22 protein-coding genes and 2 pseudogenes are annotated in these 26,356 nt (G+C 71.2%); 9 read left to right on the forward strand and 15 right to left on the reverse strand.

What is annotated here, in order from left to right:
- The first annotated feature begins 504 nt into the window (after positions 1-504).
- Together G6O69_RS37290 and G6O69_RS37295 are read left to right on the forward strand one after the other, a co-directional pair.
- Positions 505-1,584: a hypothetical protein gene (locus tag G6O69_RS37290; protein WP_217910171.1), complete on the forward strand. Its 1,080-nt coding sequence runs from the start codon at positions 505-507 to the stop codon at positions 1,582-1,584.
- On the forward strand, positions 1,523-1,663 hold the full coding sequence (locus G6O69_RS37295; protein ID WP_176397324.1) for a hypothetical protein: 141 nt from the start codon (positions 1,523-1,525) through the stop codon (positions 1,661-1,663). Before G6O69_RS37290 ends, G6O69_RS37295 begins: the two co-directional genes overlap by 62 nt.
- A gap of 206 nt (positions 1,664-1,869) precedes the next feature.
- On the opposite strand, the pseudogene pstB reads toward G6O69_RS37295, so the two are convergent.
- From pstB to G6O69_RS37325, 6 genes and pseudogenes are all read right to left on the reverse strand, one after another.
- Positions 1,870-2,627, reverse strand: a pseudogene (gene pstB / locus G6O69_RS37300) (phosphate ABC transporter ATP-binding protein PstB).
- Positions 2,624-3,529, reverse strand: a complete 906-nt coding sequence (gene pstA, locus G6O69_RS37305; RefSeq protein WP_346017069.1) for a phosphate ABC transporter permease PstA — start codon at positions 3,527-3,529, stop codon at positions 2,624-2,626. The pseudogene pstB and the gene pstA overlap by 4 nt, the downstream one beginning before the upstream one ends.
- A complete protein-coding gene (gene pstC / locus G6O69_RS37310) occupies positions 3,526-4,488 on the reverse strand; it encodes a phosphate ABC transporter permease subunit PstC (protein ID WP_255215834.1) in 963 nt (320 codons plus the stop codon). Before pstC ends, pstA begins: the two co-directional genes overlap by 4 nt.
- Positions 4,485-5,354, reverse strand: coding sequence for a phosphate ABC transporter substrate-binding protein (locus G6O69_RS37315; protein ID WP_346017070.1), 870 nt, complete (start codon positions 5,352-5,354; stop codon positions 4,485-4,487). The genes pstC and G6O69_RS37315 overlap by 4 nt, the downstream gene beginning before the upstream one ends.
- 260 nt (positions 5,355-5,614) lie before the next feature.
- The gene (locus tag G6O69_RS37320; protein ID WP_172305260.1) at positions 5,615-7,063 is read right to left on the reverse strand and encodes an RCC1 domain-containing protein; all 1,449 of its coding nucleotides are present in this window, start codon (positions 7,061-7,063) and stop codon (positions 5,615-5,617) included.
- A 340-nt stretch (positions 7,064-7,403) separates the two neighbouring features.
- Positions 7,404-7,703, reverse strand: coding sequence for a hypothetical protein (locus G6O69_RS37325; protein ID WP_172305261.1), 300 nt, complete (start codon positions 7,701-7,703; stop codon positions 7,404-7,406).
- A 154-nt stretch (positions 7,704-7,857) separates the two neighbouring features.
- On the opposite strand from G6O69_RS37325, the gene G6O69_RS37330 reads away from it, so the two are divergent.
- Complete coding sequence (locus G6O69_RS37330) at positions 7,858-8,808, forward strand: hypothetical protein (RefSeq protein ID WP_172305262.1); 951 nt, start codon at positions 7,858-7,860, stop codon at positions 8,806-8,808.
- Positions 8,809-8,816: 8 nt separating this feature from the next.
- Here G6O69_RS37330 and G6O69_RS37335 read toward each other — a convergent pair whose 3' ends face one another.
- On the reverse strand, positions 8,817-9,428 hold the full coding sequence (locus tag G6O69_RS37335) for a hypothetical protein (RefSeq protein WP_176397325.1): 612 nt from the start codon (positions 9,426-9,428) through the stop codon (positions 8,817-8,819).
- 312 nt (positions 9,429-9,740) lie between these two features.
- On the opposite strand from G6O69_RS37335, the gene G6O69_RS37340 reads away from it, so the two are divergent.
- Positions 9,741-10,199 carry a hypothetical protein gene (locus G6O69_RS37340; RefSeq protein ID WP_172305264.1) on the forward strand — a complete coding sequence of 153 codons (459 nt, stop codon included), beginning with the start codon at positions 9,741-9,743 and terminating at the stop codon, positions 10,197-10,199.
- A 158-nt stretch (positions 10,200-10,357) separates the two neighbouring features.
- Here G6O69_RS37340 and G6O69_RS37345 read toward each other — a convergent pair whose 3' ends face one another.
- The 6 genes and pseudogenes from G6O69_RS37345 to G6O69_RS37365 all read right to left on the reverse strand — a co-directional run bounded on the left by G6O69_RS37345 (position 10,358) and on the right by G6O69_RS37365 (position 17,212).
- Positions 10,358-11,848 (reverse strand): hypothetical protein, encoded by a 1,491-nt coding sequence (locus tag G6O69_RS37345; RefSeq protein WP_172305301.1) that lies wholly within the window; start codon positions 11,846-11,848, stop codon positions 10,358-10,360.
- Between the two features lie 33 nt (positions 11,849-11,881).
- Complete coding sequence (locus tag G6O69_RS37350; protein WP_172305302.1) at positions 11,882-12,970, reverse strand: AAA family ATPase; 1,089 nt, start codon at positions 12,968-12,970, stop codon at positions 11,882-11,884.
- Positions 12,967-16,131, reverse strand: a complete 3,165-nt coding sequence (locus tag G6O69_RS37355; protein ID WP_346017164.1) for a hypothetical protein — start codon at positions 16,129-16,131, stop codon at positions 12,967-12,969. The genes G6O69_RS37350 and G6O69_RS37355 overlap by 4 nt, the downstream gene beginning before the upstream one ends.
- A pseudogene (locus G6O69_RS41085) lies at positions 16,086-16,355 on the reverse strand (hypothetical protein); the annotation flags it as partial. The gene G6O69_RS37355 and the pseudogene G6O69_RS41085, both read right to left, overlap by 46 nt.
- A gap of 14 nt (positions 16,356-16,369) precedes the next feature.
- On the reverse strand, positions 16,370-16,642 hold the full coding sequence (locus tag G6O69_RS37360) for a hypothetical protein (RefSeq protein WP_172305304.1): 273 nt from the start codon (positions 16,640-16,642) through the stop codon (positions 16,370-16,372).
- Positions 16,643-16,672: 30 nt separating this feature from the next.
- The gene (locus tag G6O69_RS37365) at positions 16,673-17,212 is read right to left on the reverse strand and encodes a TM2 domain-containing protein (protein ID WP_172305305.1); all 540 of its coding nucleotides are present in this window, start codon (positions 17,210-17,212) and stop codon (positions 16,673-16,675) included.
- 288 nt (positions 17,213-17,500) lie between these two features.
- Between G6O69_RS37365 and G6O69_RS37370 the strand changes: the two genes are divergently transcribed.
- Entirely contained in the window at positions 17,501-18,631 is a 1,131-nt protein-coding gene (locus G6O69_RS37370) for a DUF3419 family protein (RefSeq protein WP_172305306.1), read from the forward strand.
- Positions 18,631-19,293 carry a methyltransferase domain-containing protein gene (locus G6O69_RS37375; protein ID WP_172305307.1) on the forward strand — a complete coding sequence of 221 codons (663 nt, stop codon included), beginning with the start codon at positions 18,631-18,633 and terminating at the stop codon, positions 19,291-19,293. Before G6O69_RS37370 ends, G6O69_RS37375 begins: the two co-directional genes overlap by 1 nt.
- A 49-nt stretch (positions 19,294-19,342) precedes the next feature.
- On the opposite strand, the gene G6O69_RS37380 is transcribed toward G6O69_RS37375, so the two are convergent.
- Complete coding sequence (locus G6O69_RS37380) at positions 19,343-21,097, reverse strand: hypothetical protein (RefSeq protein ID WP_172305308.1); 1,755 nt, start codon at positions 21,095-21,097, stop codon at positions 19,343-19,345.
- Between the two features lie 119 nt (positions 21,098-21,216).
- The gene (locus tag G6O69_RS37385) at positions 21,217-23,529 is read right to left on the reverse strand and encodes an alkaline phosphatase PhoX (RefSeq protein WP_172305309.1); all 2,313 of its coding nucleotides are present in this window, start codon (positions 23,527-23,529) and stop codon (positions 21,217-21,219) included.
- 326 nt (positions 23,530-23,855) lie between these two features.
- Between G6O69_RS37385 and G6O69_RS37390 the strand changes: the two genes are divergently transcribed.
- The 3 genes from G6O69_RS37390 to G6O69_RS39520 form a co-directional block, all read left to right on the forward strand.
- Positions 23,856-25,157: a patatin-like phospholipase family protein gene (locus G6O69_RS37390; protein ID WP_176397327.1), complete on the forward strand. Its 1,302-nt coding sequence runs from the start codon at positions 23,856-23,858 to the stop codon at positions 25,155-25,157.
- 165 nt (positions 25,158-25,322) lie between these two features.
- Entirely contained in the window at positions 25,323-26,051 is a 729-nt protein-coding gene (locus G6O69_RS37395) for a hypothetical protein (protein WP_172305311.1), read from the forward strand.
- A 91-nt stretch (positions 26,052-26,142) separates the two neighbouring features.
- Positions 26,143-26,356: hypothetical protein (locus G6O69_RS39520; protein WP_217910172.1), on the forward strand; the 214-nt coding region annotated here is incomplete at its 3' end.

Below are 26,356 nucleotides of genomic sequence, written 5' to 3' on the forward strand. Positions count from 1 at the left end.
GAGGGGTCTGGGCGTCCGCGGGTGCCGTCGCGGCGCGAAGCCGTGCCCGCGCCCGTGAGCAGCGAGGCGGCGGCGAGGGAGGCGATGAAGGATGCGGCGAGGCTGCGCGGGCGAGTTGGTGCGAGCATGGGTTCCTCGATCGACGATCGTCGATGGCCGGCTTCGTTCGGTTACGGGTGGGTTTCTTCGCGGGGACATTGGCGCGGCTCGCCGTTGCGCATACGTAACGTCGCGGGCGCAAGCTTGAAGCAGGAGCTCGGCAAAGATCGGCCATGCGTCGCCCCCCGCGTTCGAGCCAGGCCCTGCTGTTGGCGAGCGTCACGACGTGCTCGCTGACGGCCTGTTCGTTGCTCTTCGACTTCGAGCTGTGCGAGACCAGCGAGCACTGCGGTGATGGCCTGGTCTGCTCCGCGGGGGCCTGCGTGCCGAGGGCGAGGGCGGCGAGGTCGTCGAGATCAGCGAGAACATCACCGAGGACACGGTCTGGGAGCCCGAGAACACTATGTGCTGACCAAGGTGATCTACATTGAAAACGGCGCCACGCTGACGGTCCGCGCGGGCACGCAGATCCGCGGTGAGCAGGGCTCGGCCCTGGTCGCGACCCGCGGGGCGCGGCTCGAGTCGCGCGGCACGGAGTTCGCCCCGGTGGTGTTCTCGAGCGCGCAAGAGGAAGGCATGCGCCTCGCCGGTGACTGGGGCGGGGTCGCGCTGCTCGGGCGGGCCACGGTCAACCAGGCCAACCCCGTGCTCGAGGGTCTGACCGACACCTCGCGGGCGAGCTTTGGCGGCACCGACGACGACTGGGGCTGCGGGGTGCTCGAGTACACGCGCATCGAATTCGCCGGCTACCCGCTCCAGCTCGACGAGGAGCTCAACGGGCTGACCCTGGGCGGCTGCGGCTCGGGCACGATCATCAGCCACGTCCAGGTCCACTACGGCAAGGACGACGGCGTCGAGATCTTTGGTGGGACCGTGGACCTCGACCACGTGGTGATCTCGCGGGCCCAGGACGACTCGCTGGACTGGGATCGTGGCTGGCGCGGCAAGGCGCAGTTCCTCGCGATTCAGCAGGACGCCGAGGGCGACAACGGCCTCGAGTGCGACAACTGGGAGGACGACAACGACGCGGATCCGCGCTCGTCGCCGACCCTCTACAACGTCACGCTGATCGGCTCCAACGACCCCGGGGCCAGCCAGCGCGGGGCGACCTTCAAGCAGGGCACGGCCGGGACCGTGCGCAACGCCTTGTTCATGGGGCACCCTGTCGAGTCGATCGACGTCAAGGGCGAGGCCACGGCTGCGCAGCTCAGCGAAGGGGCGCTCAGCGTCAGCTACTCGGTGTTCTTCGCCGCCGGCTCCGATGGCGAGCACTACTTCCCCACGGTCCAAGAAGAGATGGGCGACGAGGACGACGACGCCTCCCCTCGACGAGGACGCGCTGTTTCGGGCCGAGGGTCTCAACAATCAGTTTGGTATCGATCCGGGGATCGAGCGGCCCTACGATCTCGAGGCGCCCAGCTGGGTGCCCGGGGCCGCGCTCTCGGGCACGGGCGTCAAGCCGCCGGGCGACGGCTTCTTCGATGAGGCGGCGAGCTACGCCGGGGCCTTCGCTCCGGGGGCGCTGCCGTGGACCGAGAACTGGACCGACTTCCCCGAGGGCTGAGTCCGCTCGCTGAATAAAACGGCGTTGGGAGCGCGTATTTCCCGGTCTCTCACCGCAGTCGCGATGAGCGATCCCCGGCGCGCGGCGTGGCATGACGGCGCGTTTGTGCCACGCGTGTTGCAATCGTCGGCTGGGCGGACGAGACGATCTCCACGGCGAAAGGGCGAGACGGCGAGCGTGGCCACGGGCAGAGCCGAGTCCGCGAGTCAGCCGAACTTGCCGCCGAGGTACTCGCGGGTCCGGGCCTCGCTGGGCGCGGCGAAGAGCGCGTCCGTGGCCCGGTGCTCGATCAGCTGGCCGAGATAGAAGAACGCCGTGGTGTCGGCGACCCGCCGGGCCTGGCTCATGGAGTGGGTGACCAAGATGATCGTGAACTCGCGCTTGAGCTCGATGATCAGCTCCTCGATGGCGGCGGTAGCGATCGGGTCGAGGGCCGAGGCCGGCTCGTCCATGAGCAGCAGCTCGGGGTCGATGGCCAGGGCCCGGGCGATGCACAGGCGCTGTTGCTGACCGCCGGACAGGCCGAGGGCGGAGCGGTGCAGGCGGTCGCGGACCTCGTCCCATAGCGCCGCCGCCCGCAGGCAGCGCTCGACGGTCTCGGCGATCTTCTGGCCGTCGCGCTCGCCGGCCAGGCGCAGGCCAAAGGCGACGTTGTCGAACACCGACTTGGGCAGCGGGTTGGGGCGCTGAAAGACCATGCCCACGCGCCGCCGCAGCTCGACGGCGTCGACCTGCGGCGCGTAGATGTCTCGGCCGTCGAGCAGGATCTCGCCCTCGACGCGGGCGCCTCGACCTCGTCGTGCATGCGGTTGAAGGCGCGCAGCAGCGTGCTCTTGCCGCAGCCGGAGGGGCCGATGAAGGCCGTGGCGGTGCGCGGGGCGACGCCCATGCTCACGCCGTCGATGGCTCGCTTTTGGCCGTAGTAGATCGACACGGCCTCGCAGCGCAGCTTGGCCGCGCTCACGGCTGCCCTCGGCGCAGGCGGCTGCGCAGCACGATGGCCACGAGGTTGAGGCCCAAGGTCAGGGCCAGGAGCACGAGCACCGTGGCGAAGAGCAGCGGGCGGGCGGCGTCGACGTTGGGCGACTGCGTCGCCAGGGCGTAGACGTGGTAGCCGAGGTGCATGAACATGTCGCGGGGGTCGTCGGGGAGCTCGGGCAGGAAGTTGGCGGCGCCGGTGAACAAGATCGGCGCGACCTCGCCGGCCCCGCGCGAGAGCGCGAGGATCAGGCCGGTGGCGATCCCCGCCCGGGCCCCGGGCAAGACCACGCCGAGCACCACCTGTAGGCGCGAGGCGCCCAGGGCCAGGGCGGCCTCGCGCTGGTCCTGGGGGACGGCGCGCATGGCCTCCTCGGCGGTCACGATGACCACGGGCAAGGTCAGGATCGACAGGGTCAGCGCGGCCCACAGCAGCGAGGGCCGGCCCCAGACCGGGCGCTCGAGGCCGGCGAGCTGATCCATGGACGCGCCGACGAAGAGCACGAAGAAGCCGAGGCCGAACAGGCCAAAGACCACCGAGGGCACGCCGGCGAGGTTGGCCACGGCGACGCGGATCAGCTTGGCCCAGCGCGAGCCCCGGGGCGCGTACTCGGACAGGTAGATCGCCGTGGCCACGCCCACGGGGGTCACGGCCGCGGTCATCAGCAGGGTCATCACCAAGGTCCCGTAGATCGCCGGCCACACGCCGCCGCCGGCCATGTCGCCGGTGGGCGCGGCGGTCAGGAACTCCAGGCTCAAGGCCGGGGCGCCCTCGGCCACGACCATGCCGAGCAGGCCGAGCAAGAAGAGCAGGACCACGAGCACGGCCGCGGCCGTGAGCGCGTGGACCAGGCGATCGCCGCGCCGGCCGATCGCGGGCGCGCTCACGCCTCGCCTCCGAGCCGCCGACGCGTGCGCTCGACGACGCGGGCGGCGATCAGGTTGAGGGCGAAGGTCAGGGCGAAGAGCAGGATCCCGACCAGGAAGAGCACCTGCCAGTGGGTCGTGCCGCGGGGGACCTCGCCGAGCTCGGCGGCGATCGTCGCGGTCATCGTGCGCACGCTGGTCGACCAGTCGAAGAGCTCGACGACCGCGGCGTTGCCCGAGGCCATGAGCACGACCATGGTCTCGCCGATCGCCCGACCAAAGCCGAGCACCAGGGCCGCGGCGACCCCGGGCAAGGCCGCGGGCAGCGTGACCCGCAAGGCGATCTGGTGGCGGCGGGCTCCGAGCGCCCGCGCGCCCTCGACCATGGCCGCGGGCACGGCTCGCAGCGCGTCCTCGGACACCGTGAAGATCACGGGGATGATCGTCACGCTCAGGGCCAGGGCCGCGACCACGCCGTTGAGCCGATACTCGAAGCCGAAGCTCGCGCTGACCAGGTCGGCGAGCAGGCTCAGCGCGAAGAAGCCGAGCACCACGGAGGGGATGCCCGCGAGCATCTCGATGGTCGGCTTGATCAGCTCGCGCAGGCGCGGGGGCGAGTAGTGGGCCAGGTAGACCGCGCAGGCGATGGCCAGCGGCGCGCTGATCAGCATGGCCATGATCGTGATCTTGAAGGTGCCGACGATCAGCGGGACGAGGTTGTACTTGGGGATCGGGCCGACGGGCTGCCAGACGAACACCGGGGCGTCGTAGCCGGGCCACTGGCGCGGCAAGAACAGGTCGGCCAGGCGCAGCTCGGCGCGGGCGTCGGTGGACCACAGCAGCGGCAGGGCCTCGCGGGCGATGAACACGAAGATCAGCGCGATCGCCAGGAGCGCCGCGCCAGCGAGCAGGCGGATGCCCCACTCGACGAGCGCGTGCCAGCGCGGCCGGCCGCGGCGGCGCATCCCGTGGTGGTTCATCCCATGGGCTCCGGCAGGGGGAAAAAGCCGAGCTCGCGGACGAGGGCCTGGCCCGGGGGGCCGCGCACGAATTCGATGAAGCGCGCGGCCTCGCCCTCGGGCTCGCCGGCGGTGTAGATCAGCAGCGGGCGGGCCAGGGGATAGGCGCGCAGCTGGGCCCCGCTGGCCGCGGCGATCTCCCCCGAGTCCAGGCGCAGGGGGACCACGCGCACGCCGGCGGCGTAGCCGATGCCGCCGTAGCCGATCGCCCGCGGATCCTTGCTGACCGCGTTGATGACCGCGGCCGTGCCCGGCAGGGTCTGGGCCTCGCTGGCGAAGTCGTAGCCGGCGAGCACGCGGTCTTTGAAGTAGGCGTAGGTGCCCGAGTTGTTCTCGCGGCTGTAGAGGGTGATCGCGCCGAGGTCCTCGACGCCGAGCGCCGACCAGTCCTCGACTCGCCCACGGAACACGTCCTCGAGCTCGGCCAGGGACACGCTGGCGATGGGGTTGTCGCGGTGCACGTAGATCGCCACGGCGTCGATCGCCGCGGTGGTCTCGAACACCGGCACGCCGCGCTCGCGGGCGAGCAGCTCGGCTTCGCTATCGGCGATCTCGCGGCTGGCGTTGGCGAGGTCGGTGGTCCCGGCGATCAGCGCGGTGATCCCCGTCCCGCTGCCGCCCCCGCTGACCTGCACGGCGATCTCGGGGTGCTCGTCCATATAGGCCTCGGCCCAGCGCTGGGCGAGGATCACCATGGTGTCCGAGCCGCGGATCGTCAGCGTGTGCTCGGCGGCCTGCTCGGCCGCGTCGCTGCACGCGAGCGCGGCAAAGAGCAGCGCCGTGCAGGTGAGGAGCCTAGGAGCCCGTGGTGAAACCCAACACGACACCTCGCTTGGTCCTTCCGCCGATGGCGTTGTCGCCAAAACTTGCGGTACGCCCGGTACAGCGGCGTTTTGGCTTCGCGCCCTCGACGAAAACCCCGGCGCGAGGAACCGCGCTGGGTTCCACCACGGGCTCCTAGGGGCCATGGCTGCGAGCCGACCTGCCACGCTGGCGTGTTAGCAGGCCGAAGTTTCGCGGGGGTCACAGCGCTCGCGCTGTCACGAGCCTGTGACCGGCAGCTTTTTCTCGCGCGAGCGAGCGCCGCTCAGAGCAGCGAGAGCGGCGCTTCGCTCAGGGGGAGCTCATCGTCGCCGATGTTGTCCATATGCCCCAGCCCGAGCTGGCCGGAGTCGTTGCGGCCCCAGCAGCGGACCTCGCGGGTCGCGAGCAGCGCGCAGGTGTGATAGCCGCCGGCGGCGATGGTCAGCACCTTCGCGTCGAGATCGACGAAGCCCACGTCCTCGGGCAGCTCGTTGTTGCCGACGTGGTTGGTGTCGCCGTAGCCGAGCTGGCCGTAGTCGCCGCGGCCCCAGCAGGTGACCTCGCCGCTGGTGAGCAGGGCGCAGGTGTGGTGAAAGCCCAAGCTGATCTGCGCCGCCGGGCCGGGGATGCCGACGGTGGGCACCGAGTCGGGGAGCTCGTCGTCGCCGATGTTCCCGAACTGGCCGAGGCCGAGCTGGCCGTAGTCGTTCCTGCCCCAGCACATGACCTCGCCGTTGCTGAGCAGGGCGCAGTTGTGGGGGCCGCCGGTGACGAGGTCGACGATGTCGACGTGGGACAGGGACTCGGGGAGCAGCGGGACCGGGCCGGCGGTGTCGGGGAGCTCGCCGTCGCCGATGTTCTCGGTGTCGCCGTAGCCGAGCTGGCCGTAGTGGTTGGAGCCCCAGCAGCGCAGGCTGCCGTCGTCTTCGAGGATGACGCAGGCGTGCTCGCCTCCGCCGATCAGCCTGGCCACGGCCCCGCCGAGGGACACGGCCTCGCCCGGGAGGAGCATGTTGGCGACGCTGGCGTAGCCGAGCTGACCGAGCTCGCCCTGGCCCCAGCAGTGGACCTCGCCGCCCTCGGTCAGCCCACAGGTGTGATAGAAGGCCGGCTGGATGTCGGTGAACGCGGGCGCGTCGATCGTCGCCAAGCTGGCGATGCTCTCGGTGCCCCCGCGGTCGTAGGTGTCGCCGTATCCGAGCTGGCCGTAGTCGTTGGCGCCCCAGCAGCGCAGGGCGTCGTCCTCGAAGAGCGCGCAGGAGTGATAGGCGCCGAGCTCGAGGGTGGTGAGGGTGCCCGGGAGCGGCAGGTCACCGACCTCGCTGGGTAGCTCGTCGTCGCCGACGTTGTCGGTGTTGCCGTAGCCGAGCTGGCCGGAGTCGTTGAGTCCCCAGCAGCGCACGCGGCCGCCGTCGATCAACGCGCAGCCGTGGTAGCCGCCGAGGGTGATGGCGGCCACCTGTGTCGAGGTGCAGTCGCTGTCGCAGCCGTCACCGTCGATCGCGTTGGCGTCGTCGCATTCTTCTTCGCCCTCGACCTCGCCGTCGCCACATAGCGGGCCACTGCTGTCGCCGTCACTGTCAGCTCCGCTCGTGTCTTCGGTCGAGCTGGCGTCCTCGCTCGTGTCGCTGCCTCCACTCTCGCCCTCGTCTCCAGCCACACACTTGTCGGGCTGCTGCTCGCAAAAAGGCACGCTGGTGCAGGCCCACGCCGGCGCGAGGAGGGTCGCCATCAAGACGGGGAAACCGAGCGTGGATGCCAGTTTCTCGGGGGAGCGCATGCGCTCATTTTGCAACGCCGCGGGGCGGACGTCAGCGCCACGGCGTCCCCGTCGAGAGGCGGGCTCGCTTGCCGAGCTCGAAGAGCCGACGAGAGCAGGTGTGTCGAGGACTTACTCGGACAGGGGGGAGGGCCCGCTGAGCGTCGCTCCGTGGCCCTTTGTCCGCTCGAGGGGGCCGGAGTGGCAGCGCGAGCCAGGCGATGGGCGCTGTAATTTCGCCACGCGAGATTCGAGAAAAAACAGGAGATTTTTCGCCCGGAGGGGCGAGCCACCTCCTGGAGTACAGGGGCCGCTAGCTCATGGCGAAGGTGAAGATCCAAAAGAGCATCGACAGACCGACGCGAATGCCGAAGCCGTGGAGGCTACCGCGCTTGGTCTCCTCCTTGCCGAATATGTAAACTCCGAGCAAGCCGAGCAGCGCCAGAACGAAGCCGGCCGCGAAGCCGCCCCAGTAGGTGCCTTGGGGGACGTAGTCTTCCTCGGCGTAGCCCTCGGCCCAGGCGGGGATTGGATTCGGGGGCCCATAGGGGTTTGGGTCGGGTGCTCGAGTGGGCTGTGCGTAGGGGTTTGGAGGTTGACCATCGGGTAGCATCGTGGGGGGAAGATAGCAGGGATGGACAAAGAGCAAGTCGCTGCCGAGAAAGCGCGCTCGTTGGGGTACTGACGCTGTTTTGGGTCGAGTGGGGCAATATTGGTCATGGCTGAGAGGGCGTAGAGGAAAGGCGGACTTCGTGCTACGCACGGCCATGTCCATCTTCATGAAGATCCTCTGGGGCGTCGGCGCGCTGATCGCCCTTGGCTACGTTGGGATCCGTCTTCGCCATATCCGACGCGAGCAGAAACTCCACGACGCGGTCCGTCGCTACGTCGAGCATAGAGGCGGCAAGATCCAATTTCGTGGTGACCAGATCACCGTCCACGGCCCGCTCGGCTCGGGACGCGAGAACCTCCGCATGCTGCGGATGATGTGTGCGTCCGCCGAGGAGGAGCGCTGGGAGGTGGCGATCGGCTTTTTCCTGCGCAAGTACATCCCCGACGCCACGCACGAGGCCATGGAGGCGGCCGCCGGCGAGCGCCTCGCCGAGCTCGGCCCGCAGATCGCCGCCTTGTCCGAAAACGAGCTGCGCGCCAAATTGCGCGCGCGGATCGTGCGAACCAACACCAGCCGCGACGGCCTTGCGACCTGCTCGCGGCCGGTCGGCGGGGACTTCGAGGTTCGCGTGGTCCTCGACGGCTTCGACCTCGACGGCCTGCCCAACGAGGCGCGCGCGCGTCTGCCCGAGTCCGACGCCGAGCTGCTCGCCCTCGGCATCGACGCGGCCCTCGGCGAAGAGGATCCGGCGCGCGAGCAGGGCGAGGGGGCCTCGCTGATCTGGCTGGCGCTCCCCGAGGCGCTGTGGGGGAGCGCGCCCCATGTGATCGTGGCCGCTGGCGAGGCGCTCGCCTGGACCCCGGCCCGGCCCGGCGACGGCCAGGCCCGGCTCGCGGCGCTCGCGACCAAGTCCTGCACGAGCGGGCCGATGAAGAACGTGATGTGGTCCTGGGACGGTCGGCGCTTGTCGCCGTCGACGGTGCTCGTGCACACGCTCATCGGACCGAACACCCCGGACTATACGCTGAGCCTCCCGTCCTCGATGCAGGGCGCGTTTGGCTTCCGGCCCACGGCCAACGGGAGCTTTGGCGTCTCGCGTCGGTGAGCGCGGCCTCAGGGCTCGTCGACGACCGGTGGCGTTGTTGGCACGGCACGCTGCGCCGGCTTGGCCGCCTCGCGCAGCGCACCAGCCAGGTGCTGGGTCAGATCCACCAGCAGGGTCGTCTCGCTCACTTGCCTGGCTCGGTCCTCGTCCTGGAGCGCATCGGGGGCGTTCACGTTGACGCTCTCGCTGCTCTCGACCTGCGCCCGCACGGCGCAGACCAGCTCGCCCTCGCGGTCGAAGACCATGAGCCAGCCGCTGAGCGAGCCGGGCTCGAAGGCGTCGTCTTCGGACAGCTGCGGCGGGACGTAGCGCTCGCTTCGAGCGACGCGCACGTACTCGATGGAGGGCATGCGCTCGTGGGCCCGGGCGACGCGGGCGAGGTCTTGGGCGTCGGCCTTGTGCAGGCCCTTGCCGCGGTAGTGTTTGGGCGTGGAGAATTCGTCGTCGTTGAAGGGCAGGATATCGGCGCTGCCCTCATTGCGGGTCTCGGCCGGGGTGCCGGCGACCAGCTGATCGAGGCGACCCCAGGACAGGTTGAAGGCGCGCCCTCGCAGCTGGGGGCAGGGTCGCACCGTCGCGCTGGCGGGCTCCGGGACCGCGGCGTGGATCGGGGCGAGCATCGCCGGACCGCTTCACCTTGTGTTTTGGCGAGCTTTTGCTCCGGGCTGAGCTCGACCTGCTGTGGGGTGGGCTGTGGCTTTTGTGGGGTACAGGCCGCCGCGAGCGCCGCGAGCGCGAGGCCGGACGCGAGAGCAGTGAATCGAAGCTTGCGAGCCACGAGCAGACGGTATCAGGGGCAGGCGGTGTAGTGAATGGCGAGGCGTGCCGACATGGTGAGCCACACCGCTAACGAAACTAACAAGTCGCAGGGATTGAAGAGGGCATCTTTGGGCCTCTACAGGGTCTCGGAGGCCGTGCAATACTGCGCGGCGATGCGAAGCAAGTCGATCGTGTTCCTGCTCCTGACCGCGCTCGTGTGGGCGCCGGCGTGCAAGAAGAACCAGGAGGAGGAGACCACCAAGCCCGAGGACGACACCTGGGTGCCGGACGAGAGCCTCGAGCCCGAGCCCGCGCCGCAGCCGGTCGAGCCGGAGCTCAGCGAAGAAGAGCGGCTCGAGAAGGCCAAGGGCTACTACGTGGAGGCCGAGGGCAAGGCCGCGGAGGGCGACTGGGAGGGGGCGCTCGGGCTCTACGAGCAGGCCTATCAGCTCGTCCCTGGCAAGCACGGTTTCGCGCTCAAGGTCGGCAAGGCGGCGGAGCAGGTCGGTGACTGTGAGAAGGCGATCACCTACTACGAGCACTTCGTGACCTACGCGGAGAAGGACAAGTACGAGGACGACCGCAAGGACGCGGAGGCGTCCCTGGCCAAGCTGCGCGAGGACTGCGGCTAGGAGCCCGTGGTGGAACCCAGCGCGGCTCCTCGCGCCGGGATTTTCGCCGAGGGCGCGAAGCCAAAACGCCGCTGTACCGGGCGTACTGCCAGTTTTGGCGACAAAGCCCTCGGCGAAAAGACCAAGCGAGGTGTCGTGTTGGGTTTCACCACGGGCTCCTAGACCAGGCCCTGAAAGAGCGCGCCGAAGGCTTGGAGCCACGCCTCCCAGCCCTCGGCGCGCAGCGTTTGGGGCTCCGGGCCGGCGCCGCGGTCGAGGGCCAGGCGCGGCTCGACGCTGGCGAGGCTCAGGCTGTGCTGGCGGGCGCCGGGCAGGGGGGAGGGCGCCGGGGTCGACCCCTGGCTCAGCCAGATCAGGTCGCAGCCGCCGAGCTCGACGGCCTGCTCGGCCGCGGCCTGGAGCGCGTCGGCGTCGTCGAGCGCGATGAAGTCGACGACGCCCGACTCGATGTACTCGCGCAAGATCAGCCGGCACAGCGCGGCGTCGGGAGCCAGGGGAGAGCCCGGCGCGACACCGGGGGCCGGCGGGGCGGGGAGCAGCAAAAAGCGCAGGTGAAGCTCGGCCTCGTCGAGCCAGGCGCAGAGCTTGCGGACGCCCGCGACCAGGCCGCCGAGGAGCACGACCAGGCGCTGCCAGGGCACCTGGGGATCCTTGACCCGGGCGAGATCGAGATCGGGGCCGAGGACCAAGAGCACGCTCCGCCGCTCGCGGGTGTGCACGCTCTCGTCGCGGGTGTACTTGAGCAGCTCGCCGGCGGCCCAGCGCACGTCGAAGAGATCCACGCTGCTGCGGGCCGTGTCGGGGGCGGCTGGCGGATCCATGTAGATCAGCTCGGAGCTGACCAGGCTCTCGATCCCGCCGATTGTCGAGATCGAGGCGTAGCCGCCGATCGGGTAGGCGCTCTCGTCTTCGATGCGCGTGGGCGTGCGCCCGCGGCTGGCGTCGCTGCGCCGGACCCGGACGGGCAAGCTACGCTCGACGGCGGCGGCCGCCTCGACGATCTGAGCCATGGCCAGGCGCGCCGAGGGGCTGCGCAGGGCGCTGTGGTTTTCGAGGGTGTAGAGCTCGACGTCGGTGATCAGCGCGCCGTGACGCCGGGCGCTGCGGGCCAAGCTGGCGTAAGCCGCGGCCAGCTCCGCGCGCAGCGGATCGGGCTGCGGGTCGTCGAGCACGGCGCTGCCCAGCTCGACGAGCTCGACGCCGTGGCGGTGAAGCACCCGGCGCAAGGCCGCGGTCCCCGGCGAGTCGAACTCGCCCTGGCCGCCGACGCGGGCGAGGACCTGCTCGACGAACACGGCGATGGCCGCGGGGCGCAGGTTCTCGTCGAGGCGCAAGAGCGCGTCGCGGGCGAGCTCGAGCCGGTAGTCGGCGGACAGGCGGCCGAGCAGGTGCTCTTCGTAGGCGTCGATGGCCGCGCGCAGGTCAGGGTCGGCGACGGGCTCGGAGCGGGCGATGTCGAAGGGCGCGCGGGTCAGCAGCCGGCCGAGATCGGCGACCACGCCCAGGGGCGGGAGCAGGGCGAGGACCTCGGTGGTGGCGTCGAGCCAGGGCGCGGTCAGGGCGAGGAGCTCGGCGTCCACGCTGGCCCCACGCTGGAGCAGCAGCCCCGCGGCGGCCCACTCGTCGACTCGCGCCCGCGCCTCGCTCACGACTCCTCCACGCTGTCCCAGCTCCCCAGCTTCCTAGTCGAGGCCGAGGAGCTTGGGGACCTTGTCCTCGAGCAGGGCGAGCTCCTCGCGGGTCTCACCCAGGTAGGCGAGCAGGGCGAGGTCCTCGCGCTCGACCTTGCCGCCGTGGAGCAGCCAGGCCCGGGTGCGCAGCAGCTTGTAGAGCTTGACGACCTTGCGATCGCTGACGAACACGCCGTCCTCGCGGGCCAGGGTCTTGAGCAGGCGATGCAGCTCGCGCAGCAGCTCGTCGGAGAAGTAGCGGTGGCGATCGCGGACCACCTGGCCGTCGGCCATGAGCTCGCGCCGAGCCATCTGCAAGCTCAGGTAGCGGTGGGCCTCGAGCAGGTCGACGAGGCTGGCGTGGCCCTCGACCCAGGGCTTTTGGGCGAGGTCGCGCTGGGTCTGGGCGTCGAGGCCGGCGTCGATGAGCTCGAAGAAGTGCTCGTCTTGCACGGGGTGGGCGACGATCTTGAGGCAGAAGCGATCCTTGAGCGCGGCGAGCTCGGCGTGCTCGGGGATCTCGTTGGTCGCGGCGATCAGCACCTCGAGGGCCACGGGCACGGGGGTGCCGTCCTGGTAGAACTTGCGCTCGTTGATGATCGTGAGCAGCGAGTTGAGGATCGCCGAGTTCGACTTGAAGATCTCGTCGAGGAAGACCATGCGCGCCGTGGGCAGCTTGCCCTGGGCCCGGCGGATGTAGCGACCCTCGCGCAGCAGGTTGATGTCGATCGGGCCCATGACCTCGGAGGGCTCCGTGAAGCGCGTGAGCATGTACTCGAAGTAGTCCTCGCTGGGGATCCCGAGCGCGTCGCGGAACTTGGTCACGAGGTCGGACTTGGCCGTGCCGGGGACGCCGACGAGCAGCAGCGGCTCCTGGGCGATGGCGCAGATCGTCATCAGGTCGATGATCGATTGGCGCTCGACGAAGTAGTGGCCGAGGGCCGTGCGGAAGCGGTTGAGGCGCTCGCGCAGGGCGTGGGAGCGGGCGGCCAGGGTCTCGTAGTCGAGCTCGCCGACGGCGTCGATGTCTCGGTCGAGCTGATCGAGCTCGTTGGCCTGATCAGGCTGATCAGGCGAGGCGGGGGTCGTCGGGGCGCTCATGCGGGGCTTCGATGGTAGCTCAGATCGCGATGGATCCGCCGGTGGAGCAGGTGCTCGTCCTCCTCGACCCAGCGTCGGGCCCACTCGGACAAGGTCAGGTCTTCGCTGGCCAGGGACAGGACCACCGACTCCATCAGCTGGATGACCGCCAGGCAGTAGTGCGAGTTGGCGGTCTTCATGTCGGTGGTCTCGGCGAGGCGCTCGAAGAGCGCTCGCGCCCCGGCGATGGCCTGGTTGGGGGTGCTGCGGCTGAGGGTCATGGCCATGTCGCGCAGCAGGGTCTGGTAGTCGCCGGGGCGGACGGCGAGCTCGGGGAGCAGGGCGTGGGCGCTGGCGAAGGCGGCCTGGACCTGGCCCGGCTGGCCCATGGCCGCGCTCGCGGCCGCGAGGTGCAGGCGGGCGGTGGCGGTGGCCAGGTCGCGCTCGTCGCCCACGCGGCGGGCGAGGTTGGTGAGCAGCGAATGCAGGCGCGCCTCGTGGCCGGTGCGCCTCGTGGTCGGGGCCACGCGGGCGAGGAGCTCGGCGTAGGCGGCGGGCAGCTCGGTCGCGAGCGCGCCGTCGCTGGCCGCGAGGGTGTCGAGGGCGGCGCCGACGAGCTCGGGGCGCTCGAGGTAGCCGGCGCGGACGATGGCCAGGCGCAAGAGGGGCGGGCGCTGCTCGAGGGCGAGGTCGCCGATCAGCGGGAGCGCGGCCTGGAGGCGCGGCGTGGCCAGGGGCTCGGGCAGGGCGTCGAGGTACTCGAGCAGGTTGTGCAGCGCCTTGGCCTGGCGCGGGGCGTCCCAGCCGGGCAGCTGCGCGAGCATGTCGTCGAAGAGCCCGGCGAGGCGCTGGGGATCGTCGAGCAGCGCGAGGCCGGCGAAGGGCTGCTCGCCGGCCTTGCTCTCGACCCAGCGATCGACCGCGTTGACGCCGTGGTGGGGGTCGAGGATGCGCGAGATCTCGACGAGGCTGTCGTACTTGTAGCGCCCGAGGTTGTCCTGCTCGAGGCGCTCGCGGGCGGCGATCGGCCCGTCGGGGGCGGCGGACATGGGCGCGCCCGGGGCCACGCCGTCGAGGGCCTGGAGGATCCGCGCTTCGAAGGCCAAGAAGGCCGCGTGGTGCACGGGGTCGCTGCCGGGCTCGCTCGGGTCGGCGGCCCGCGGACCCAGGAGCTTGCGAGCCGCCTCGAGCTCGTCGCGGGCGGCCTGGGGGCGGCCGAGGCGGGCCAGGCCCCAGGCGAAGAGCAGGCGCACGTAGGCGTCGGTGCGCGCGTCGGGGAAGGTCGACTCGATGGTCGAGCGCCGGCGCGTGCGCGTGGCCAGGAGGTAGTCGTCGCGGACGCTGCCGAGCGCGTCGGCGAGGCGGCCGAGGTCGCCCGCGTCGCCGTCGCTGCCGTAGGTGCGCACGAAGGCGGGGATGTTGCGGGCCAGGCCCACGCCCTCGCGCAGCGTGGCCATGATCTGGTCGCGGGTCTGGAAGAGCGCCAGGCGATCGTCGCCGGCCATGCGCGCGAGGGCGCTGCGCGACAGCCACAGCGCGCGCAGGTCGAGGCGCTCGCCGTGGCTGGCGAAGAAGCGCTGGAGCGCGGCGAGCTGCTCGCCCTCGAGCTGCTCGCCGCTGGCCGCGAGGGCGAGCACGGCCGCGGCCAGGCCACGGATCATCTGCTCGTCGAGGTCCTCGGGGATCACGTCGACGATGCCGAGCATCTGCGCGGGGCTGGGGAAGCCCTGGAGCTGGGCCTCGCGCTCGGCCCAGCGCCTGGCGATGGCCGCGGGCGTCGGGCCGTCGGGCGGGGGGGTCTCCCACAGCGCCCGCGACCAGCACAGGCCGGCCTCGCGGGTGCGCTGGAGGGCAGCCTGGAGCTCCCCGAGCTCGGCCCAGCGGGGGACTCGAGCGGGATCGTCGAGGGGAAGGTCGAGGCCGCAAAACTCGGCCTCGAGGGCGGCGAGGCGGGCCTCGATGGCGCTGCGCGGGGCGTCTGCGGGGACCGTGAGCGCGCCGTCTTCGGGGGCGTCGCCTTCGGGAGCGGCCTCGTCCTCGGCGGGCGCGTCGTCGATGGGCGCCTCGAAGACCGCGGCCGGGCGCAGCGGTCCCCTGTGCGCGGCGCGCTTGCGCGGGCCGGGCTCTGGCGCGGCGGGCCGCGGCGGCGCGCTGCCTTCGGCCCACTCGATCCCGATGCTCACGAAGGGGTCGAAGTCGAACTCGGCGCTGCGCACCCAGGGGACCAGGGCGTCCGCGTTGGCGGAGACGAGGTAGTCGACCCACTCGCCGAGCGGGGCGAAGGCGTCCTCGGCCAGGCTCTCGCGGGTGAAGGCCCGGCCGCGGCGTCCGCCCTCGCCCTGGGGCGCGAGCCAGACCACGCTGTCCGCGTCGGGGCCGTCGAGCAGCAGCTCGCGCAGCTTGCTGGGCCGAAAGGGCGGATCCACGGCGGCGCCCACGGGCAGGTAGAGGTCCTGGATCTGCGGGGCGGGGACGTAGGCCTCGGCGTCGAGGTCGAGGGCCGGCGGCCCGGCGGCGCTGCGCCGGGCTCGGAGCACGACGATCGGATCGCCGCCTCGGGGGTCCTGGATGGTGGCGAAGCGCAGCTGGGCGACGACGGACTCGGGGACCGTGCGGACCAGGGCCTCGACCTGCTCGAGGGCGCGCTCGCGCAGCACCCATAGATCCGCCGGGCGGGTGATCGGGGCCCGGGTCAGGCGCAGCTCGACCTCGAGCCGGCGCTCGGGCGCGGCGCGCTGCCAGCGGGTGGCCGCGGGCAAGCTGACCACGCTGACCGCGTGGAGGTCGAGCCAGGGGCCGTCGGGGACGTGCAGCCAGCCGTGTTCGCCGATCAGGACCAGCGACTCGGGCTCGGCGTCGAGGCGCGCGGCGAGGGGGTGGCGGCGGCCGAGCGCGACCCACACGCGGCCGCCGGGGCGGGCCAGGGTGAAGGCGCGCAGCGAGTCGCCGCCATCGAGGGCGCGGAGCACCGCGTAGTAGGGCGGATCCGCCACGCGGCAGAGGTTGCGGCGGACCCCCTGGGCGTCGGTGAAGAAGGCCAGGCGCTGATCCTCGCAGCCCAGGCGCAGCAGCTCACCGGCCACGCGCAAGAAGCCCTCGTCGCCCTCGCTGAGGAAGAGCAGCTCGCCCAGGGCGGGGTGGGCTCGCCGGCGCGCTCGAGGGGCAGGACCTCGGCCCAGCACGAGAGCGGCCGCGGGTTCGCGGGCGCCCGGGTGCGGAGGCTGACGCCGGCCTCGCGCAGGCGCGCGCGGTCGGCCCGGGGCAGCGGCTCGTCCGTGGACAGGCACAGCTTGCCGGCGGTGTCGCGGGCGAAGTCCACGGGCGCGGCCTGGACCGCCGGGGGGATCAGGTTCGCGTCGAGGGCGGCGCGCAGGACCGCGAGATCTTCGAAGACCAGCGTGGACATGGTCTGTCGGGCTGCTAGCCGGAGCCCTGCTCGATCGACTCGCGCTCGTCCTCGTCCTCGTCCGCGCTCGCCTCGGCGCCGGCCTGCTCGCCCTGTCCGCGGCGAACCACCACCTTACCGACCTCCTCGGCCTCGACCACGCCACCTTCGACCAGCGCGTTGACCAGGGCGCGGTGCTCCTCCTCGTGCTCGTGGGGGAGGGCGTCCGAGTCCGACTCGTACTCGACGATCAGGTTCTTCTTCCCGGTCGCCGGATCGATCTGCAGGTGGATGTTGAGCTCGGGCATGGCTGCGCCTGCGTCAGCGAAGATGGTAGCTCAGGCGCCGAGGTCCCCGAAGGTGTAGACCACGGCGCCGGTCTCCGGGTGATTGTCGATGCCCACGTAGCCGCTGCGGGCCATGTCGTCGAGCATGGCCTCGACCTCGGTGAACTCCTTGCCCGTGGCCATCACGCCCTCGGTCACGGACAGCCGCCCACCACGCGCAGCCGCCGCCTGCATCAGCTGCATGCGCATGCGCTCCTGGGGATCTTGGGGCAGGTTCTGCTGGGCCTGCCCGGGCGAGTGGCCCATGGGCAGGGCGTACTGGGGGTACTGCTGCTGCTGGTGTTGGTGGGGGTAGCCCTGGCCGAGGGCGCGGGCCTGGAGCCCGGCGAGCTTGAGGTTCTCGTCGTCGACCAGCCTGCGCATGCGCAGGAGATCGAAGACCTGGCCAAAGCCGAACAGGCCCCAGGTCAGCAGCCAGATGACGCCGCTGACCGGCTTGCCCAGGTAGAAGCGGTGGAGTCCGGCGAAGCCAAACAGCCAGCCCAGCCACAGCAAGACCGCGGTCGATGTCGAGTAGCGCTCTTCGGGCATGGTGATCCGGTCGGACAAGGTATCACGCGTTGGCGGCGATGGCCCGCGGTGGCGCGCCGGGGGGAGGCGTGGCCGCCAAAACGCCGCCAGAGCGGCCTGGCGGCCCGGTTCCCTGGCTGCCGATCCGGGGGAGGCGAGATCTCGCCGCGCCTCCCCGAGCGCGCGTGGGCCTGAGTGCAAGACGCGGGCGTGACACTTGCTTGGCGTTGGAAGTTGTCGACGCAGAGACGCCGGCGTCACACCGGCGGCGAACGCCCGGGGTACGAAGCTCACGCTCCGAGGCAGACCATGCAGTTGCGTGACTGGACGTTCGAAAAGCTGTTTCGCTCCACCTACGTCTACAACATCCTGTGGGAGGACACGGAGGTCGACGAGGCGCTGCTCGAGGTCGGCCCCGGCGCGAGCCTGCTGGGGATCTCGGGCGCGGGCTGCGGGATCGCCAACCACCTCAGCCGCCACGCCGCGCGGGTCGACGCCGTCGACATCAACCCCCACCACCTCGCGCTGACGGGGCTCAAGGCCGCCGCCGCCCGCCACCTCGCGTCCTGGGACGAGTTCTACGCGCTCTTTGGCCACGGCAGCCACCCCGAGGCCGAGCGCGTGCTTCGCTCGCTGGCCGAGCACCTGCCCAAGTGGATGCAGGCCTACTGGCGCGTGCGCTGGCGGATGTTCGAGGACTCGCGCTCCATGGTTCGATCGGGGCTGACGGCTCAGATGCTCGGGCTGCTGCGTCGGATCACCGGCATGGACGCGGAGTGGCTGCGCCAGCGCATCGGCGAGGACCTGGTCCAGCGCCAGGCCGAGATCGAGTGGATCTGCCGTGAGCTGTGCTCGCGGCGCTGGGTCGCGGCCTACCTCGAGTCGCCGCTACAGCTGATCACCTTGGGCATCAACTACGCCCAGCGCGATCGCCTGCTCGCCGCCGAGGGCACCGACCTGATCGCCTTCTTCGAGACGCACATGAAGCGCCTCGTCGAGACCGACCTCGAGCGCAACTGGTACGCCTGGTACGCCGCTGCCGGCCACTTCAACCACGAGCTGCCCGAGGCCGTGCCGCCCTACCTGCGCCGGGATCACCACGCGCGCAGCAGCCAGGCGCCCACGGACATGCGCTACCACAACCGCAACATCTTCGACGTGCTCGGCCGGGCCGAGGCCGACACCTGGTCGCACTACACGCTCTGTGACGCCGTCGACTGGATGCCCGAGGCGGCGCAACAGCAGCTCTTCGCCGAGATCTTTCGGACCAGCCGCGACGGCGCCAAGCTGCTCTACCGCTCCGTCGAGGACCGCTCGCTGATCGAGCACCACGGCCTCGAGGGTCGCTTCGTCCTCGACCGCCAGGCCTCCGACTGGGCCTCGCAGGCGGATCGCTCCCGCCAGTATCGCCGCGTCAACGTCTACACGGTGGCCCACTGATGCCCGCGTCCGCCGACCGCCACGCCCACCGCGACTTCCTCAACCGCTACTACGGGATCTCGCGCCACTTCTACGACCTGACCCGCAAGTACTACCTCTTTGGCCGCGACCGCGCCCTCGAGGTGCTCTTGGCGGAGGAGTGGACGCGGCTGATCGAGATCGGCGTGGGCACCGGGCGAAACCTCGAGATCCTGCACGCGCGTCGGCCCCGGGCGACCTTCGCCGGCCTCGACGCCTGCGACGAGATGCTCGCCCACACCCGCCGGCGCCTGCCCTGGCTGCGGGCCCAGCACGGCTTCGCCGAGGACGCCGACCTGCGCGCGCCCTTTGGCGGCGAGGCCCCGGAGCGCGTGCTCTTCTCCTACTGCCTGTCGATGGTCGCCGATCCCCAGGCGGCGATCGCCAACGCCCGGGCGGCCCTCGCCCCGGGCGGCAAGGTCATCGTCGTCGATTTTTGCGACCTCGACGGCCTGCCCGGCCCGGCGGCGCGAGCCTTGCGGCGCTGGCTCGAGTGGTTTCACGTCGACCCGATCCAGCCGGGGCTGCTCGAGGAGCTCGGGGCGCGGCTGCGCCATGGGCCGCTGCGCTACTTCGTGATCGCCGAGCTCGACGCTGCGCCGCTCGAGGGCCGCGAGCGCGATCAGAGCGCGGCCGCCGAGTAGCTGGCTGGCTTGCAGATTTTGGACGGCTGCGCGCAGCCGTCGAGCGCGCTCAGGGCAGCTGCGACCAGTCGAGGCGCAGCGTCCCGTCGGCGTACATCTTGCCGCTCTCCGACAGCCCCGAGGACTCGTCCTCGATCGACTCGAACACGTTGGCGACGGGGGCGATGACCGCGTCGCGGCCGTGCACGAAGCTCTGCTCGCGGACGATCACCAGGTAGGCCTTGCCCAGGGCCAGGGCGCGGGCGGGGGAGGGCATCAGCATGTCGGAGAGGTCCGCCGAGGCGGCGGCGACGGCGGCCTCGTCGAGCGCACCTTGCTCGTCGAAGAAGCGCTCGATCATCTCCTGGTTGGCGCGAAACTCATCGCCCGCGCCGACGCGCTCGAGGTAGGTCGCGACCTCGCCGCGGCTGTGCCCGGCCTGGGGCACGTCGGGCATGCCGCTGATGTCCTGGTAGCGCCAGCCGGCGGCCCCGGGCTGCTTGCGCGGGAAGCTGAAGCTCTGGTCCGCCGTGCCGCCGATGGTGCTGTGGCAGCCCATGCAAAAGTAGTGCTCCTCGTGGGTCTGGAGGCGCAGGCGCCCCTGATCGTCCTCGATGAAGCCCTGGAGCTGCCAGCCAAAGGCGTTGCGCAGCCCGACCATGGGCGAGCCGGCGTAGAGCGGGAGCAGGCCCTCGTCCTTGTCCTCGGCCTCCTGCTCATAGGCCGCGAGGATCGCCCACTTGGCGAGCTCGTCGACCTTCTTGCTGTAGCGCAGCTCCTTCATGCGCGCGCTGATGCCCTGGTCGGGGTCGACGTAGCGCACCGAGTGGAGAAATTCCGTGTCCTCGGGGTAGAGCCCGCGGCGCACGGGGTGCTCTGCGGCGCCGCCGGCATAGTGCGCGGGCAGGCCGAGGATCTGCGTGACCGCGGCCTCGAGCTCGCCGTCGCCGTCGAGGTCGAAGCCGGCCACGGTCTCGTCGATGGGCTCGACGGTCCAGCTGATCTCGGCGTCGGGGATCGACAGATCCGTAGCCATGCTCGCCTCGAGGATCGCCAGGTTGATCTTGTAGAGCGCCCGGGTCTCGCGGAAGTGGGCCGGCAGCCGGATCATCACGTCGTCGGTGCTGCCGTTGGTCGGCCAGAACACCCCCGAAAAGGGCTTGTAGGTGAAGGCTCGCCACCCGCTGTGGTCGACGGCGAAGCCCTCGTCGTCGAAGCCGGCGGCGAAGTCCAGGTCCGGGCGGTAGCCGGGGTAGTCGTCGGCGGGGATCGCCGCGATCGCGGCGCGCAGGGCCGCGTAGTTGTCGCTGCGGATCCACGCGAGGATCTCTTCGTCGGAGATGGCCGCGATCTCGGCGCTGTGATCCGCGAACAGATTGGTCCAGTGGTTGGTCTTGCCGACCGCGGAGAACTGGTAGCTGCCCTGGAGATCCCAGTCGGCCATCACGTTGGGGTAGCGGGCGGGGACGTGGCAGACCCAGCAAGGGTTATGGGTGCCCTCCGTCCGCGTGTAGCACTGCGGGAGGACCGGGGCCTCGCGGTTGTCGATCTGGCCGATGGACGCCCGGGCCGTGGCGATGGGATCGTAGAGCGCCTCGCCTGAGGGGAGGTCGAAGGGGTCGGGGCTCTCGCCCTGGTCGCTGCCTTGATCGCCGCCTCGATCAGGATCGTCACCGACCTCGCCGCCGTCGCCGATGTTGTCGCTCTCGTCCGTGTCCGAGGGGGCGCCCTCGCCTCCTCGGCAGGCGAGGCCGAGGCCAAAGCTGGCGATGAGCGCGAGGGGGGCGAGGGGGGCGAGGAGCGGGGGCAGGGTCGAGCGGTGCATGGCGTGCGGTCAGGGCGGGGGGGAAGAAGAACGAAGAGGCCTGCGCCTGGCGACGGCCAGGGCGCAGACCTCTCCTTTTCAAGGCACGCGCGGGCAGGGGCGCGCGCCCGCGCGCTGGCTCAGTTGGGCCAGCTCGAGTCCTCGGATTCGCCCGGGTGCTGGACCGAGAAGAAGAAGGTCTGCGAGTCGCTGCTCAGCGCCGGGCCGGTGGCCTCGGCGTCCGAGGGGCCTGCGATCACCCGGAAGGCCACGCCGTAGGTGTTGGCGTGCTCGGGGTCGAGGTCGAGGTAGTAGACCGCGTCGGCGTGGCCGTTGGTCCCGTAGTTGCCGTCGGTCCCGAACCACACGCCGCCCTGGGCGTCGATCATCAGGTTGTCGGGGTTGGCCGCGTCGTAGGTGCCGGTGCCCTCGCTGCCGTACCAGGCCGCCCAGTAGCTGAAGCTGGTCGCCTCGCCGGGCGCCCCGTCCTCGTCGAGCACGAACACCGCCCCGGTCGAGTCCTCGCGCACGGGCGAGTCCATCTCCTGGGTCTCGGGGTCGTAGAGCACGCCCTCGCTGTCGAGGGCGACGCGGCGGCCGTGCTTGGTGAAGGCCACGTAGAGGTTGCCGTCGAGGGGGTTGAACTCGACGTCCTCGGGGCGGTTGAGCTCGCGGACGCCGATCTTGTTGGCCGCGGTCCACAGCCCGCGGCGGACCGTGTCGTCGTCGGGGAAGCCGGCGATCTGGTTGTAGCTCTGGTCCATGAGCGCCTCGCCGACGGTCATCCCCGGGGACAGGGCCGCGGCGTTGGGGGCCACGTCCGTGCTCGTCGTCGAGATCTCGATCCACATGCCGAGGCCGGGGGCCGCCGCGGTCACGGCCGCGCCGCCGACGGTCATGCCAGTGTCGTTGTCGAGGTCGGAGAAGTGGGCGATGTAGAGGGTGCCAGCGGCCAGCAGCTCGCGGATCTCGGCCTTGCTCATGTCCGCGCTGTAGACCCCCTCGGTCACGAACTTGTAGATGCGACCGCCGCGGCGATCGTTGGCCGAGTAGATCACGATCGGCTCGCCGTCGCTCAGGCTCCAGTCCTGATCCACGGCGAAGCTGGCGTTCTCCCAGCGCGCCCGGCCGATGGCGCCGAGCTTTTGGTGACCGACGCCCGCGGTGGTCTTGCCGTAGTACTCGTCGGGGGCCTGGCCGGGGTCGATCTCGACAAGGAAGCCGTAGAAGTCGCGGTTGTGGCGGTGGTTGACGTCGGGGTGGACGCTGAACAGGCCGTCGTCGTCGGGCGCGGTGCTCAGCTCGATGTCGGCGCCCGGATCGCAGCCCGAGTCGACCACGAACTGCTGCTGGCTGGTCCAGCACGGCTCGGCGTCGCCGTAGTAGGACTGGACGTTCTCCTCGGCGGTGATCACCGTGCCCCAGGGGGTCTGGGCGCCGGAGCAGTCGCCCATGATCCCCGGCACGACCCCGGCGGGCAGCTCGGCGCCGCTGTCGTCGGTCGCGAGCTCGGGCAGGGTCAGGCCGGTGACCAGCACCTGCGTGGCGCTGGTCGAGTCGTAGCGGATGTTGTTGGCCGCGCGGTTGATGATCCACTCGCCGGTCTGCCCGTCCTTGAGCACGCGGAACCACGACCCGCCGAGCTGGCGCTTGTGGGCGGTGATCACCGTCTCGAGCTCGGCGTCGGACCAGGTCTCGGCGTCGGGGTTGGCGATCATCCCAAAGTAGTAGAGGAAGTCGTTGAGCAGGCCGAACTGCCCGCTCGCGCCGGTCTCGGGCGTGGGCTGGTCGCCGGAGATGTACTCGTGGTTGGTCCACAGCCAGCCGGAGGTGCCGCTGCCGCTGAACTGCGGGGCCGTGGTCCAGCCGTCGCCAAAGTAGGCGATGTAGTCGTTGTTGGCGCCGTAGCGCGGCGCGTCGAAGCCCTCGTCGTTGGTCAGCGGGTCGAACCAGCTGGCGACGACCGAGACCTGGAGGCCGTCGATGGCCCGCACGCTGTCGGTGGTCTCGGCCGCGAGCGGGAAGGCGACGTCGTCGGGCAGCGCGTCCATGTCGACGAGGTCGACGAGGCCCTTGACGAAGCTCGGGAGGTCGGCGGCGCCGGTCTCGGGGTCGAGGGAGGCCGAGACCATGGACGAGAGCGGGCGCAGGTCCTCGGGGTCGATGGGCTCGAGCCCGCCGGTGTCGGTGGTCTCACCCTCGTCGGTGGACTCACCCTCGTCGGTGGACTCGGTGCTCTCGTCGGTGTCGGTCGTGTCCGCCGTGATGTCGTCGTCCGAGCTCGTCGTGGTCTCGGTGTCCTCGCTCGTCGTGCTCGACGCTTCCTCGGACACGGTGTCCGTGCCGGTCTCGTCGGCCTCGTCTGCCGCGGTGCCGTCGTCGGAGCACGCCGCGAGCAGCATGGCGGCGCTCAGGGGGATGGACAGGAAAGAAGGCTGATGGGGGCGGCGCATGGTTGGGCGCATGCTGAATGGGCCCCGTGTCGGCAGGGTGTCCGGCGTGCGAACAAAGCCGAACGCGACGGTTACGAGGGCGGGGTGAAGCGGCGCGTGCGCGTGCGCGCGAGCCCGGGATCGGGCCGCTGGATGGGGCCAACGAGGGCGCTGGCGACCGCCCGACTCGGGGTCGTGAGATCGTGAAAATATCGATTTCCAAATGTACCAATTCGGGAAAGTCTGCATTTTGCGATATCCCCAAAGTGGGGCGCAGGCAGGTCTCGAGGACGGGAGAAAGCTTCAGGCTGTCTGGGCTCACGGCCGCGTGATAAGGCCATTCCTTCATGGTCATGGGCACTTGGAGCACCTTTCGAGACTCGCGCAGGCGGCGAGCTGGCGGCCCCTCCGCAGGGAAATTCGAACGCGCGCAGGTGGATCTCGCCGCGGCTCCGGGGCGGACATCCGGGGTGTCACAGTGCCAGCGGGTGCGCGTGATCGCCGGTGCCCCAGCGCCCGAGCTTCGGGCGCTCGCCGCCGCCCTCGAGCGTCGCCTCGATCCCTGGATCCCCGTCGACGAAGCGGTCGAGCGCGGCGCCGAGCCGAGCGCGCTCTACCTCGTGGTCGCGCGGGCGAGCGAGGACGCCCGGGCCATCGCGCAGACCTGCGCGAGCATCGACGAGCCTGGCCCGCGCGAGCTCGTGATCGTGCACGAGCGCGCGCGTGGGCCAAGCAAGGGCTGCGCCGCGCAGCGCCAGGCCGCCTGCGCGCGGCGGGTCCATCACCTGCGCCCCGGGGAGCGCCGTGGCCTGGCCGCGTTGATCCGCCACCTGCGAGGTCAGAGCGTCGGCCTGGTGCTCAACGGCGGCGGCGCCCGGGCCTTCGCGCACATCGGCGTGATCGCGGGGCTGCGCGACGCCGGCCTCGAGATCGACGCCTTCGCGGGGACGAGCGCGGGCGCAGGCGTGGCGGTGCTCGCCGCCGCCGACTTCTCCGTCGAGGACATGACCCGCGGCCTGACCGAGGCCTGGCTCGACAGCGGCGTGTTTCGTTCGCTGGCCCGCGCGCCGCGGCGCTCGCTCCTCGACCCCGAGGGCCTGCGGCGCTGCGTCGAGACCTGGCTGGGCGAGCTGGAATTCGAATCGCTCGAGCGCGAGTGCTTCACCGTCGCCACCAACTTGCGCCTGGGCGTGGCGGAGATCCTGGATCGCGGGCCCACGGCCGACGCCGTGCTCGCGGCCGCGGCGATCCCCGGCTTGCTCCCGCCGGTCGAGCGCGAGGGTGAGCGCTTCGTCGACGGCGGGCTGGTCGACGAGCTCCCGATCGCCGCGATGTCTGCTCGCCGCCCGGGCCTGGTGATCGCCAGCGACGTCCGCAGCCTGGCGCGCCCGCGTGCGGTGGGCAAGCGCGCGATGGCGGCGCTGCCTGGCCCCTCGGCCAAGCTCGGAGCGAGCGCGGAGCTGAAGCGGCGCCCCTCGAGGGCGGCGCTGCGCAGCGAGGTGGAGCCGGGCTTCTTCGATGTCCTCGGCGCCTGCGCGCGGGCGTGGGGCGGCCGGGTGCCCGCGGCCGAGCAGGGCAGCGCCGCGGGGTGGTCCTGCGTCCGCAGCTCGAGGGCGTGGCGCGGGTGCTGCTCGGAGAGCCGCAGGTGATGGTCGACGCGGGCTATCGCTGCGTGAGCGAGGCGCTCGCGGCCGGCCAGCTGGGGCGCTCGAGGGTGCGCTCGAGCACGAGCGCCGGGTCGTGTCCTCGCTCGAGCCGTGGGCCTGAGGGGGGAAGCGAATGGGCACTTTGGTTTACGCTGCTAGGATGACCTGGTGCGAACGACGCCAATTTTGCTCGGTCTGTCCTTGCTGCTGAGCGCCTGCCCGAGCGCCGACGGGGATGAGGGAGAGGGGGGAAACGAGCTCACGGACAGCGCCGACGCCAGCGACGAGAGCGAAGGTCAGAGCGAGGAGGCGACCACGGACACGAGCGAGGGCGAGAGCGGCGAGACGAGCTCGGGGGATCCGGCGCTCGACTGCGCCAACGGCTGCGCGGCTCAGGTCACCTGCGGGATCCTCGACGAGGGTGAGCTCGAGGGCTGCACGCAGCGCTGCGAAGCACAGATCGAGGCCTCTGCTCAGATCTTTGGCAGCGCCTGCGCCGACGCGAGGCTCGCGGAGGCGCTGTGCTCGATGAACGCGGCCTGCGAGGGCGCGGTCGATGACGAGGCCTGCGTGGGCCTGACCCTTGAGGCGCTGCTCGTCTGTAGCGAGCCGCAAGTGGCCGAGCTCGCGGCGCTTTGCGAGTGCAACGCCGCGGGCGAGCCCGACGAGCCCGGGAGCCTGAGCGCCGTGCAGATCTGCGCGGTGGAGACGGCCGAGTTCGCCATCGATGGCTACATCGACGACGGCCAGGCCTGCCTCGACGCGTACCCGGCGATGTGGGCGTGTATGGCCGCGGCCTGCGAGGACGAGAGCTGCGCACAGGAGCCGCCCCCCGAGAGCTGCGCCTGCGCGGAGGAAGAGGCCATCTTGGCCGCGGCCTGCCCCAGCTCGGGTTGAGCTGGCTCAGCGCGAGAGCCGAGCTCAGCGCGAGAGCCGAGCCTCGAGCCGCGCGCTGAGCCGCTCGAAGAGCGCCTCGCTGATCTCCCCGTTGGCCAGGCGCTCGACGAGCTTGTCGAGCTGCGCCTCGAGCTCGCGGGGATCGTCGGCCGCCGGGGCAGGCGCTCGGGCCGGGTGCCGCCGCCTGGCCGCCCTGAACCGGCGCCGGGGCGCTGCCGGGGCGCATCATCGACTCGGCCATGCGCCCAAACATCTCGGCCCGGGCCGCGCCGCCGGAGAAGGGCAGCTGCGGCGCCTCGGCCATG

This window comes from Pseudenhygromyxa sp. WMMC2535 (assembly GCF_011083025.2).